The organism is Nocardia sp. CWNU-33, from assembly GCF_046764895.1.
Lineage (GTDB): Bacteria > Actinomycetota > Actinomycetes > Mycobacteriales > Mycobacteriaceae > Nocardia.
Genome location: NZ_JBKOQN010000033.1, coordinates 1 through 12068 on the forward strand (window position 1 = coordinate 1; position 12068 = coordinate 12068).

13 protein-coding genes are annotated in these 12068 nt (G+C 63.7%); 6 read left to right on the top strand and 7 right to left on the bottom strand.

What is annotated here, in order from left to right; all coding sequences use genetic code 11:
* Window positions 1–220: 220 nt before the first annotated feature.
* Entirely contained in the window at window positions 221–448 is a 228-nt protein-coding gene (locus ACLMAL_RS31410; RefSeq protein ID WP_412002368.1) for a hypothetical protein, read from the bottom strand.
* 238 nt (window positions 449–686) lie between these two features.
* A complete protein-coding gene (locus ACLMAL_RS31415) occupies window positions 687–2366 on the bottom strand; it encodes a bifunctional 3'-5' exonuclease/DNA polymerase (protein WP_412002369.1) in 1680 nt (559 codons plus the stop codon).
* Window positions 2367–2754: 388 nt separating this feature from the next.
* Between ACLMAL_RS31415 and ACLMAL_RS31420 the strand changes: the two genes are divergently transcribed.
* Window positions 2755–3276 carry a hypothetical protein gene (locus ACLMAL_RS31420; RefSeq protein ID WP_412002370.1) on the top strand — a complete coding sequence of 174 codons (522 nt, stop codon included), beginning with the start codon at window positions 2755–2757 and terminating at the stop codon, window positions 3274–3276.
* 114 nt (window positions 3277–3390) lie between these two features.
* Here the strand turns inward: ACLMAL_RS31420 and ACLMAL_RS31425 are convergent, their stop codons facing one another.
* Complete coding sequence (locus tag ACLMAL_RS31425) at window positions 3391–4017, bottom strand: TetR/AcrR family transcriptional regulator (RefSeq protein WP_412002371.1); 627 nt, start codon at window positions 4015–4017, stop codon at window positions 3391–3393.
* Between the two features lie 127 nt (window positions 4018–4144).
* Between ACLMAL_RS31425 and ACLMAL_RS31430 the strand changes: the two genes are divergently transcribed.
* The 3 genes from ACLMAL_RS31430 (at window position 4145) to ACLMAL_RS31440 (ending at window position 5555) form a co-directional block, all read left to right on the top strand.
* Window positions 4145–4540: a nuclear transport factor 2 family protein gene (locus ACLMAL_RS31430; protein ID WP_412002372.1), complete on the top strand. Its 396-nt coding sequence runs from the start codon at window positions 4145–4147 to the stop codon at window positions 4538–4540.
* Between the two features lie 71 nt (window positions 4541–4611).
* A complete protein-coding gene (locus ACLMAL_RS31435; protein ID WP_412002373.1) occupies window positions 4612–5013 on the top strand; it encodes a hypothetical protein in 402 nt (133 codons plus the stop codon).
* A gap of 182 nt (window positions 5014–5195) precedes the next feature.
* Entirely contained in the window at window positions 5196–5555 is a 360-nt protein-coding gene (locus ACLMAL_RS31440) for a hypothetical protein (RefSeq protein WP_412002374.1), read from the top strand.
* A gap of 265 nt (window positions 5556–5820) precedes the next feature.
* Here ACLMAL_RS31440 and ACLMAL_RS31445 read toward each other — a convergent pair whose 3' ends face one another.
* The 3 genes from ACLMAL_RS31445 to ACLMAL_RS31455 form a co-directional block, all read right to left on the bottom strand.
* Window positions 5821–7368: an AMP-binding protein gene (locus ACLMAL_RS31445; protein ID WP_412002375.1), complete on the bottom strand. Its 1548-nt coding sequence runs from the start codon at window positions 7366–7368 to the stop codon at window positions 5821–5823.
* Window positions 7369–7450: 82 nt separating this feature from the next.
* A complete protein-coding gene (locus ACLMAL_RS31450; RefSeq protein ID WP_406230740.1) occupies window positions 7451–8578 on the bottom strand; it encodes a DUF5938 domain-containing protein in 1128 nt (375 codons plus the stop codon).
* A 35-nt stretch (window positions 8579–8613) separates the two neighbouring features.
* Window positions 8614–9417, bottom strand: a complete 804-nt coding sequence (locus ACLMAL_RS31455) for an SDR family NAD(P)-dependent oxidoreductase (protein WP_412002376.1) — start codon at window positions 9415–9417, stop codon at window positions 8614–8616.
* Between the two features lie 242 nt (window positions 9418–9659).
* Between ACLMAL_RS31455 and ACLMAL_RS31460 the strand changes: the two genes are divergently transcribed.
* Both ACLMAL_RS31460 and tsaA read left to right on the top strand, forming a co-directional pair.
* Window positions 9660–10295, top strand: a complete 636-nt coding sequence (locus ACLMAL_RS31460) for a TetR/AcrR family transcriptional regulator (protein ID WP_412002377.1) — start codon at window positions 9660–9662, stop codon at window positions 10293–10295.
* Window positions 10296–10530: 235 nt separating this feature from the next.
* On the top strand, window positions 10531–10962 hold the full coding sequence (gene tsaA, locus ACLMAL_RS31465) for a tRNA (N6-threonylcarbamoyladenosine(37)-N6)-methyltransferase TrmO (protein ID WP_412002378.1): 432 nt from the start codon (window positions 10531–10533) through the stop codon (window positions 10960–10962).
* A 213-nt stretch (window positions 10963–11175) separates the two neighbouring features.
* Here tsaA and ACLMAL_RS31470 read toward each other — a convergent pair whose 3' ends face one another.
* Window positions 11176–11961, bottom strand: a complete 786-nt coding sequence (locus ACLMAL_RS31470; RefSeq protein ID WP_412002379.1) for an SDR family NAD(P)-dependent oxidoreductase — start codon at window positions 11959–11961, stop codon at window positions 11176–11178.
* Window positions 11962–12068 lie beyond the last annotated feature (107 nt).

A 12068-nucleotide genomic window follows, 5' to 3' on the forward strand; every position in this document is an offset into this window, starting at 1 on the left:
ACCGCAACCCCGGCATCGACCAGCCGGGTCAGCGGATCACCGAACCGAGCCAGATCCTCCGAAAACGACACGGTCGCCGCAACCTCTCACATCGAGAGTGTTGCGACGACCGCATGAACCCAAGATGCTCCGGGGCTTCCTCTCTTCTCTGGGATGCTCGGCTATCGGCGGCACCGGCCGCACGGCCGGACGAGCAGAATGACGAGCTTCAAGGTGCGAGTCAGAACGTGCAGTCTGTTGGACGGCCTGCCCAGCCGCCCTTCAGGAATCGGATCACGGCGCAGAATATGTCCTCCGACAACGATCCGATGGGCGTCGCGGTCGACGTCGCGGTCGACGTCGCGGTCGACGTCGCGGCGTTCGGTGCGGCAGCGGGTTCCGCGGTTGCCAGCCCGGCGGGTGTGAGCAGGCCGGCCGTCACGGCGGCGACAACGATGAGCTTCTTCATCTGGTGTCCTGTTCGTAGGGGTTGTGGATCGCGAGCCATGATTTCACATTCGACCGATCACAGCGGGCGTCGCAACTGCCTCGGAGGGCGTCTGACACTCACGCGTCCTAGTCGGTGGCGCGGGCCGGCGGTCCAGGTCGGGGTGTGATGGCGGCGATGCAAGAGCGACGGGAAGGCATCTCCCGCACCGGCATTCGCCTGGGCGTGCCTCCACTCACCGGGGCGGCGCTGCGCATCCTCACTTGGCGTCCCAGTAGCACTCCACCACCGCTGTCGTGAACGGGAACCGCACGGGTGTCGGCCCGAAAGCGATCCGGCCTGCGGTCTCTGCCGCGGTTGCGATCGTTTCGGCGACCGTCGTGGCCTCCTCTGCCGGGCAGTGCACGATTACCTCGTCGTGCTGGAAGAAGACCAGTTCGGCGCGGAGCCCGGCGCGAGTCATTGCATGACGCACGCCCGCCAGTACCAGCAGGGCCCAGTCGGCGGCGCTGCCCTGCACCACGAAGTTACGTGTGAAGCGGCCACGAGCGCGCGCCGCGGAGGTGCTGCCGTACCCGCTGAACTGCTCCTCCTCCCGGGGCAGGTCCGACTGGTCGGGCGAGGCGACCAACCGCGGCGGGCAGGTGCGCCCCAGCCAAGTGCGCACCAGGCGGCCCTCCTCACCGGCGCGAGCCGCGTCGTCGACATACGCCACTGCGGCCGGATAACGCCGGCGCAGTCCGGCCATGTGGGTGAGGGCATCGCCGGAGGTCTGGCCGTAAATCGCTCCCAGTAGGGCGATTTTGGCCTGGGCACGGTCGCCGCCGAAGGCTCGGACCGCCAGATCCGCGTACAGATCTTCGCCGCGTCCGGCCACCTCCATCAGACCTGGGTCGCGGGAGACTGCAGCAAGTACTCGCGGCTCCATTTGGTCGGCGTCGGCGACCACCAGACACCATCCCGGGTCCGCACGTATCGCTTGACGGATCACCTTGGGGATCTGCAGCGCACCACCGCCGTTGGTAGTCCAGCGGCCCGAAACCGTGCCGCCGGGCAAGTACTCGGGACGAAAGCGGCCGCCGTGCACCCACTGCTCGAGCCAGGACCAGCCGTGAGCGGTGTACAAGCGGTAGAGCGATTTGTAGGCCAGCAGTGGCGCGACCGCAGGATGATCGATCTGCTGGAGCTCCCATTTTCGAGTGGAGGACAACGAGATCCCGGCGCGGGCGAAAGCTCTGATGATGTCGTTGGGCAGGTCTGGTCGGACCCGGACGCCTTCCCCGAAGGCCCGCGACACTTCGTCGGCCAGCTCCACCATCCGGCGCGGTTCCAGCCCGCCAGGAAAGCGCTCACCCAGCAGCTCGTCCAGCAGCTCGCGGTGGACGTCCGCGCGCCACGGGATCCCAGATCGCGACATCTCCGTGGCAACCAGCATGCCCGCCGATTCGGCGGCAAGGAGCAGCCGCATTCGCTCCGGATGTTCGGTCTTCGCGGTACGGGCCAGCTGTCCCCCGTAGACCTCCAGTAGGGCGTTGAACTCGTCCGTGCCGGGTGGCAGCGGTGCCGGGCCCGACTCGAACAGCGACGGCTGGGTCTCGGCGGCCCGTGCTGGCGCATCCGGCGGGACGGGCAGGTTGTGCAGTCGCGCCCAGGCGGCCGCCAGCGAGCGGGCCTGGCCCGACTGGCCCTCCTCGTGGCCGATCAGCAGAGCCTCTGCGGCCTGCACGTCGTAGCAGCGCTCGACCCGCACTCCGGCCGCAAGCAAGGGTCGGTATATCTCGGCCGTGGATCGCCAGACCCACCGCTCGACCTCGGGGCGTGAGCGCACCGCCTCGGCGATCGAGGGCTCGCGTATCACTGGTCCCGCGGGCCGACCGTCCCGATCGAGTGGACACAGACGCGCACCTCCGTCGCCGGTTTCCGCCACCGCCCATCTCACGTCCCCGAGTCTTGCACCAGGGACATCGGCTTCCGACATCCACCTCGGTGGCGGCATCGAACCGACTGAACAATCGGACAATCCCTTTGGTCACCCCTGAGCCGGCGGGCGCGGCGAACGACACCGATGACGCGTAGCCGATCCGAAGCTCGAGACCCCGCATAAGTGTTGGCTTACACAGCTTTACGCCGCAGCAGTCAGCGACGATGCAACGAATACAGGGACGTTCTCACCGCGCGATCAGCGACAAGACATGATGTTCGCCTGTGAGCTCTCACGAACTTCGGCCCGGACCGGCCGGTCCTCGGTGTTCGGTCACCATCGGACTCACCAACTTTCCGTGTAGCGTCTGGAATGTACCCAATTCAGAGCCATACGGGGGCGACACATGATGGTTCGCACATCCCATCCGATTGTGGACGCCGTGCTCGATCGGCATTCCCAAAAGCTGGGCGATGCGTTGCCGGTCTATCACAATCATGTATTCCGCAGTCTGAACTATCAGCAGTTACTGTTGGGCGAGCCGGTGCCCGACACAGCGGCACTGGCGTGGGCCGTACATGACCTGGGCATCTGGACTGCCGGAACCTTCGACTACCTGAAGCCCTCGGCGGATCTGGTCACCGAACACGCCGCCGAGTTCGGAATCGACGACATCGACAGTGCGCGACGGATGGTCCTCGACCATCATCGACTGCGCCGCAACGACGACCGATTGACCGAAACGTTCCGTATCGCCGACCGCATCGACGCAAGCCGTGGTCTGTTCCGCCGACCGGTGACTCGCGCAGATGTCAAAGCTGTTGTCGCACAGTTGCCTTACCTCGGCTTTCATCGGTTCCTCGCAAACCGAGTCACCACTTACGCGCTGACCCACCCCACCCGCCCGCTGCCCATGGTCCGCTGGTAGGTCGACCGGAGCGCGTCGGGATTCATTCAGCAACGTAGCCAACTCGATTCTCCGAGGATGTGCCGCGGTTGTTGGACTCCTGCTGCATCGCGTACTTCCCGACGCCGATGCGCCCTACCCGCGCGACTCGGGTTCCGAGTCGACCGCGAGACCGGAAATGAGCTGCTCGATCACCGAGCCGATGGCCGCGGCGTCCTCGGCGTCGCCTTTGGAGTGCGCGAGGCATTGGGCAGCCTCGTCCAGCGCGCCCACGATGACCAGTGCAAGCGGCCGCACAGGTTGGGTTCTGATGCGTCCCGCGGCGATGGCCCCGGCCAAGGCGTTCTCCACCAGACCGATCGTGTGTCGCAGTTCGATCTCCCGCCAGAGGCTCCAACCGAGCACCGCAGGCCCGTCCAGGAGCGCGATCCGTCGCACTTCCGAACTGGTCGAGGCCTGCAGCCACGCCAGACAGCCCACGATCAGGTTGGCGATCGGATCATCGGAATGCGACTCGGCGACCGCGGCACCGATCACCTCGACCAGGCTGCGTTCGAGGTCCTCGAACACCGCCACGAACAGATCCCGCTTTTCGCTGAACTGGTGATAGAGCGCACCACGACTGACACCGGCGGCCTCGGCGACCGCGACCGTGCTCACCGCGCCATATCCATACTGGCCGAACAGTTCTCGCGCCGCACGGATCACCGCACCGCGCGTCGACGCCGAGCGTTCGGCTTGGGTTCGGCGATCAGCGTTCATAGCGACGTTGAAGTCTAGGGCAGCACCGAATCCGTCTTCGATCCGAGCTACTTCGGCCCTTGACCAGTGATATCGCCATCCGGGAACATACAGTCATCCTGTTTGTATCTTAGAAGGATTTCTGATTATGTCCGCTTCCACCAAAGATCTGTTCGAGCGCTATCACGCCTGCTGGGCCGACCGCGACCCCGACCGCATCGCAGCACTGCACACCCCCGACTCGATATTCCACCTGCACTCCGGTAGCAAACCCGCTCGCGGGCGCGCCGAGATCCGCGCTTCCGCCGCGGAGACCTTCGCCCTGGTCCCAGACCTGACCTTCCACCTGGTCAACCTGCGGGTCGGCGACGACTTCTGGGTGGTCCAATGGAGGCTGTCAGGCACCTCGGCCACCGGCGGCGCCGTCGATGTGGACCTCGCAGATGTGGTTCTGATCGAGGATGGCGCGGTGCGGGAGAAGCACTCCTACGTCGACGGGGTGGCGATGCAAGCCGCACTGGCCGCCCCCGCCGATATCGCCTGAGCCAGCAGAGCTCGAGGGCGGACTCCGCACACCACCCAGGTCTCGAAAGCTCAGGCCGAGGGGCACCGGTCTTGATCGAACGAAACATCGTCGATCACGGGGTGGGGTCCACCTTCGAGAACGTCACGTCAAACGGTTTCGCTATGACCGAACAGGTGGCCGAGCGCGATCTGCTGCAGATGATTCTGCGGAGCTACCTACCCAAAACGGTGCGGTTCGCCCAAATCAGCACCGTCGCTACGACCGATGCGCTTACCTGCGGTTACTTCGTTTCGCACTTCATCTCGAAAGTGCGCCCACGTGCCAGGATTCCGCGCCCGATCGCGCAGATTCTGTTGCACCGGCGTAACGGTTCCATAAATTACAAGCAGGGGATTTACTCTCGTCGTTCGCCCGGCAGCAGGTGTGAACGGTCACATTTCCCCCGGTTGGGTATCACTGCCACATGTTGGTCACGAATCAGCATCGCCTAGGTGTTCGATTTTCCGTGCTGCGATCGAGGTTTCCTCGAAGCCATACCTCTGGCAAGCTTTCCTGCAACTGGAGTTATCTATAACTATCGCTAACGACTGTGATGCCGACCACAGCGACACGTGAACAACGATGCCCGCAGATCCACCCTCGGCCTACCGGGGCGGCCCGCTTGGAGAACATCATGGTCACCAGAGCTTCCATACATTCACTCGATGCCTTTACCGTCATCGGCGACCGGAGCCGGGCCAGCGCCCGCAGTCGACAGCTGCCGCAGCAGCGCAGTATCGATGACGAACTCGCACCACTGGGAATACCAGCTCTGGCGCTGGGAATGATGCTGATCGGCGCCGGGTTCGCCTTCCTGCCGCTGACGATAGGGTGGGCCGGCGACTATGGCCCGCTGATGGTCTGCACCGCCTACATCCTGTATCTGAGCCTGGCTATAGCGCTGAGCATGTGGGGTGTGCGCCGGATCCGCGACCACCGTAGATTTGTGTCCCGCGCGAGCGATGCAGCGCAGAGCGCCCTCAATCGAAGGTGAAAAGGCTCTAAGACTGGCAGCATCGCTATCACCGGCGGCACGGCCGCGGCGGACAACCTCGTCGATCGACACGGTCGACGTCCAGCACCTAACGCTCGGTCCGCCCCTCGCTCGGCACGCTCCAGGCATGCTTGAAATCACCTCTCACCAGCGCGATTGCACGAAACCCTCCGAATATCCCGTCGCAGCTGACAGATGTGGATCCCGCGTCGAGCATCTACTGCGTGCTACCACCGATTCGGCCACCACTCCGCCGAGCCCGACGTCAGTCGTCGATCTCGCGGTCATGCAGCAGGCGGCGCTTGACCTCGTTCTTGAGAACTTTGCCGAGCTTCGAACGGGGTAGATTTGGCCAAACCTCCACCTGTTTAGGAGCTTTCACGCTACCCAACAGATTGCGTACGAAGGCAACTACTTCGGGGCTCGTCACATGTTGGCTGTCGTGTAGCTCCAGTACTGCGGTCACCCGCTCGCCCCACTTGTCGTCCGGCAGGCCGATCACCGCACAGTCCCGCACCGCAGGATGGGTCATCAGCGCCTGCTCGACCTCGGTCGAGTACACATTGAAGCCTCCTGTGATGATCATGTCCTTGGCACGGTCGACGATGAACAGATAGTTCTCCTCGTCGAGGTAACCGATGTCCCCGGTGTGATGCCAGCCGTATTTCCCGGCAGCCTCCGACGCCGCGGGATCTTTGTAGTATCCGGCCATGACGAGGGGGCTACGAATGACGATCTCACCGCGCTCACCGGCACCGAGTAGCCGACCCTCGCCATCCATGATCGCCGTCAGCACCAGTGGCGTCGGCCGTCCCGCCGAGGAAAGGCGGCCGCGAGCAAGAGTGCCGTCGGCATGGAAGTGGTCCTTCGGCGCCATGGTCGAGATCATCATGGGCGCTTCGGTCTGGCCGAATAATTGAGCAAGCACCGGGCCGATCTTCTCGATCGCCTCTTCCAGCCGCGCCGCCGACATCGGAGCCGCCCCGTACCAAAGGCACTCCAAGGATTTCAGTTCAGCGGATGCGAGGCCTGGATGGTCCAGCAGCATGTAGATCAGGGTCGGCGGCAAGAACGTATGGGTGACCTGGTGCCTCTCGATCAGTGATAGGAACTCGGCCAGCTCGGGTTTCCGCATGACAACAATCTCGCCACCGAGTGCCATTACCGGAAAGCAGAGCACACCCGCGGCATGCGTCAACGGTGCGAGCGCCAGATATCTCGGCCGTTGGTCGAATGGATAGCTCATCAGTGTCAGAGCTGACATCGTGGCAATGTTGTTGCCGGTCAGCATCACCCCTTTCGGGCGCCCAGTGGTGCCCCCGGTGCCGACGATCATGATCACGTCGTCGACCGGTTCCGCCTGCCAGGGCTCGGCGGCCATCCCGTCGAGCCACTGCTCGAATGGTATTGCGGCCGGGATCTGCCCCTCGAGAGACACCAACGTGGTCAGCTTCGGTAGGTCCGGAAGGATCTTTGTGACAAGTTCGGCGAACGCCTCCTGAACGATCAGGCAAGTGCAGTCGAAAAGATCGAGCAGATCCCGGTTTTCCGCCGCTTCATTGCGTGGATTGATCGGGCACCACACCGCACCGGCTCGCGCAATACCGAAAACGCACGCGAACGCGACCGGGTCGTTGCCGGAGAGGATCGCCACTTTGTCACCCGGCCGCACACCGGACCGTGCCAATGCCCGAGCCACCTGCCACGACAGTCGTTGTACCGCTTCGTAGCTCAGTGATTCACCGTCCGTCGTGAGACATGGCGACGACGGGCCCAGGGAGGCCCCCTTGTCGAGGTATTCGGTCAGACGCACAATGCCGTCCTTTGTTCAGGTGCGGACTCGGATCCGATACGGCGTGGGCCCCGGCAGGTGGTGAGCCGGGAGCCCGACGCGATCAGCTATAGACAGAATGGATCGGCTCGAGCACCAGCCCGAAACTTCGCAGCACACCCAACAGTTCACGATGTCCGAACGCCTGGCATGCGGAGGCGAAGCCGACGCGCTTCGGTGCCTGCTGAAGCAGCGAGTACGCCGAAAATGCTTGCAGCAGACCGGTTTGCTTGTAGTTGGAATTGCCGTGGATCACGCAGTGAGCGCGGCCGAGTGGGCCCGACGCGTGCACAGAGTCCATCGAGGTATTGATGCGCGGATTCTCCCGCGGAGGCATCTCGCTACGCACAGCGGCGGCCTGCTCGTCGAGGATCTTGTATTTCTCCGAATCCGGAAGTCCTTGTATCTGTTCGACAACGGCTTTCACGATCAGCGGCACACCCTGCATGAGTTGGCGATCGAAGACTCCGCCGAGCGCCTTGACATTGGCCACTCGCGGATCGCGCTTGAACCACACCGGGTGCGATGTGCCGCCCCACGGCAGCGCGAGACCCGCTTCGTGTTGCCCGGGCACCGTGACGTCGTAAAGGCCGGCGTCGGCAGGCCATTCGAGGTACCGATTCTGTTCCAGGTAGTGCGCTTTCGACAGCGCGGCGTTGACGAGGATCGTCCTGGTCGATGCGACCGTCGGGAAGCCCTTCCAGAAGACCAGGATGTCGAGGGTGTCCAGGCCGGGCGTCTCCAAGCAGATGTTCGCCGCGATCTCACCTGTGGTGTACATCTGCGCGACACCTGGTGCGAGCAACAGCCCGTGCTCCCCCATCCGCTCACCGTAGGTTTCGTCGCACTCGATCAACCAGTCCTGCTCACCGGTGGTGTCGAGGTAGTGCGCGCCTGCTCGGATACACGCCTCGACGACCTCGTGGCCGTACTTGGAGAACGGTCCGACGGTGTTGCAGACAACCTCGGCGCTGCTGAACAATTCGGTCAGCGATTCGACCTCGTGGGAAACCTCGACGACCTCGTACTCCGCGGTCTCGATGCCGGGAACCTTGTCGATCGCTTCTTGGATGCGCCGCTTATCACGTCCGGCCGCGATGAAGGGCACGCTGTACTCGCGAAGGTATTCGCAAATCAATCGACCGGTGTACCCGGAGGCCCCGTACACAACAACGGGTTTGGCAATAGTCATGGATCAGCCTTTCGGAAGTTGGTGGAGTGCTCGGGTCACATGCCCATGCCGCCGTCGACCGGAAGGCCTGCGCCGGTGATGAAGCGAGCGGAGTCCGACGCCAGGAACACCACAGCGTCAGCCATCTCGGACGCGACGCCGAGGCGGCCGAGCGGAGTCAAGCCGACGACTGCACCGACGGCCTCCTCGGCGCTCGGGAACAGGCCAAGGGCAACAACATCATTGGCGAGCTTGATGCCCATCTCATTGGCCACCAAGCCGGGATAGACGCAGTTGACCCGCACGCCGTAGCCGAGCTTGCCGGACTCCATGGCCGCGACCCTCGTGAGTCGATCGAGACCAGATTTCGTCGCCGAGTAGCAGGCGATTCCCGGGAACGCGATGGTCGCGGCGACCGAGGAGATGTTCACCACGGCGCCACCTGCGCCTGCCGGACCGCCCGGACGCATCGCCCGGAATGCGTACTTGATGCCGAGCGCGGGACCGAGCAGGTTGACTTCGAGCATCCGACGGGCTTCGTCCGGGTCCAAGTCGGCCAGTAACGCGGTGACTTCCAGCCCGGCATTGTTGACCACGATGTCCAAGCCACCCAGTTCCGCAATCGTCGCGGCAACGGCGGCTTCCCAACTCGCGTCGTCGGTGACATCGAGGGAGACGAATGCGGCCTTGGCGCCGGACTGCTTCAACGCGTCAGCGGTTGCCCTTCCGGCATCCTCCTTGATGTCTCCGATTACGACGGCCGCCCCTGCACGAGCGAGTGCCTCGGCCATCTCGGCTCCCAGGCCGCCCGCACCGCCGGTCACCAGCGCTGTTCGTCCGGTGAGGTCATAAGCACCCATGTAAATCTCCTCTTCGAGATGAGCCTTTGGTGGTGTCGTCGCCAGTTACACCGAATGCCAATTGCTGTGACGTACGCCATACCCTATCAATCTCTTGACAGTCGTCAAGCTTTTTCTTGACAGTCGTCAAGCTTTTTTGTGACACTTGTCAAGACCTCGAACGGCTCAGCCGAGCCGCACGGCGATAGACTCGATCGGTGCTCGCACGGTGCGGGTAGCGAGAGCCGACAGGGAGGTTCACCGTGACTGACGTGACGGAACGCAACCGTGAACGGATCTCGCGCCGGCAGGTGGACAAGTTCACCGAACGGCGGGCACAGTTGGCCGCGTCCGCGCTACAGACCCTCGCCGAACTCGGATACGCCCGGACAAGCCTGCGCGAGATCGCACAGAACTCGGAGTTCTCCCACGGTGTGCTCCACTATTACTTCAGCGACAAGGTGGACCTGCTCACCCAGTCCGTCCAGCAGTACGAAGCAGCATGTGTGACTCGCTACGACGAGGTCGTCGCGGCCGCAACCTCGGCCGAAGAGCTCCAGAAAGGTTTTGCCGCCGCGATGGCGACCACGCTGCGAACGGACGCCCCGATGCACCGGCTTTGGTATGACCTGCGCAACCAGAGCCTCTTCGAAGAAGGGTTCCGAGCCGACGTACTGGATATCGACCAACGACGCGAACAGATGATCTGGCGAGTGGTCGAGAAGTACGCCGACCTCACCGGACTACCTCTCGCTGTCACTCCACCGGTGGCCTACGCCATTTTCGACGGACTGTTCCAGCAGGCCCTGTTGAGGTATCTCTCGGGTCGCGACGATGTGATCGACGAACTCGACGCAAATGCCCAACAGGCGTTGGAGCGCTCGGTCAACCGTGGCTGAACCTTCGCGCACCTGATCTCCAAAACGGATCAACGTCTATCAAACCGCTACAACCGACTCGAATTACAATGCCGCAATAGGCAATCTCTGAACTCGAGACCGATCGGCGCGTAGCGTACACGCCGGTTGAACGGTGCTACCCGTTTCGGGCGCAAAATGGAAACCGTCCGGCAGCAGCTGCATCTATGGTCGGCGGCAGCTGCCGGTCCGGCAACTGTGAAGAATGGAGATGGAAATGTCATCGGACTTCAGCAGTCCTGAGCATTTTGCGGTGCGTACGGTCGGCCGGGTGCGCTCGTCACTCACCGATCGGGCCACCGCACCGCGCCAAGCCGACGAGGGTGCGCCGTCCGCGGAATTGGTGATCGACGACGAGTTCGCTACAGCTGCCACCGATCTGAGCCCGGGCATGCGAGTAGTTCTGATTACCTGGCTCGACCGAGCAGATCGCGACGTGCAAATGGTTCAGCCGCGCGGAGACAAAACTCGCACGGCGACCGGCGTTTTCGCCACCCGCTCTCCGGACCGGCCCAATCCGATCGGCCTGCACGAGGTAACCGTCACCGCTGTTGATGGAACCATCGTGACCGTCGACAGACTGGAGGCACTCGACGCGACACCGATCCTCGATATCAAACCGGTGCTGGGCCGTATCGATATGCGCTGACCCAAGCCGCCGGTCGCGTACGCCGCACGGCGCCTGCTGGAATTCGAACCCCATGAGCTGGTCTCCGCGGTCATGGGTGGCAGCCGGGCCCAGGCGGTGAAGCGTGCTCGGCCCCGCAGTTCGCGTTCTCATTCCCGCCCAGGGCGCCTCCCGTGGATTTGTCAGCCGATTCCGCTAACCGGACCGAACGACGCATGCGACTGGTCGGCCACCTCAAATGGTGGTGACGAATCCGCCGTCGATCCTCAGGTCGGATCCGGTGATGTTGGCGGACCGGTCGCCGGCCAGGAAAACGACCAGGTCGGCAACCTGCTCCGGAGTGGTGAACCTGCCCATCGAGGTGGCACCAGCTGTCGCGGACCTGACCTCTTCGGGGGTCCGACCGCTGGCGGCGGCGATCGTGTCGGCCACTGCGCCTTCGTCCAGCCACAGCCCGGTCGTCACCGGTCCGGGACTTATGGAGTTGACACGAATATTCTTCGGCCCCAATTCTTTTGACAAAGCCTTGCCGAAGTTGGTGACGGCGGCCTTGGTGGCACAGTAGTCGTAGATCCCGGGGTCGGGATAGTACGCATTGACGGATCCGATGATGACGATCGACCCGCCGCCACGGCGGTACATCTGTGGCAGAGCGGCCCGGGTCGGCCGCACCGTCCCCATCACGTTGAGATCCCAGGATGCCTGCCACTGATCGTCGGTAACGCTCGCGAGGCCGCCCGGTTGCACAGTGAGCGCGCCCACGTTGTTCACCAGCACATCGATGCCGCCGCGGTCCGCCGCAGCCGCAACCAGGTCATCGGCGCCGCCGGGCTGCGCCAGATCGGCGGACACGAATGTCACTTTCCCTGCCTCCTCCAGCGCCCCGAGATCGGGCCCACGGGTGCGTGATCCGGCTACGACGTGGGCATCAGCGTCCACCAGCGCCTGGGTGATCGCGAGCCCGATACCCTTGCTCGCGCCGGTCACGACGGCGGTCTTGCCCGAGAGATGCAGATCCATGCTGTTGCTCCCTTCGCCGGCTCGGTTTGTGACCCCGAACACGCTACGCCCGGCTCAGCTCCGCCATGCCCAGTCAACGGCCTCGGGAGTGTCGGAACCGGCGACAT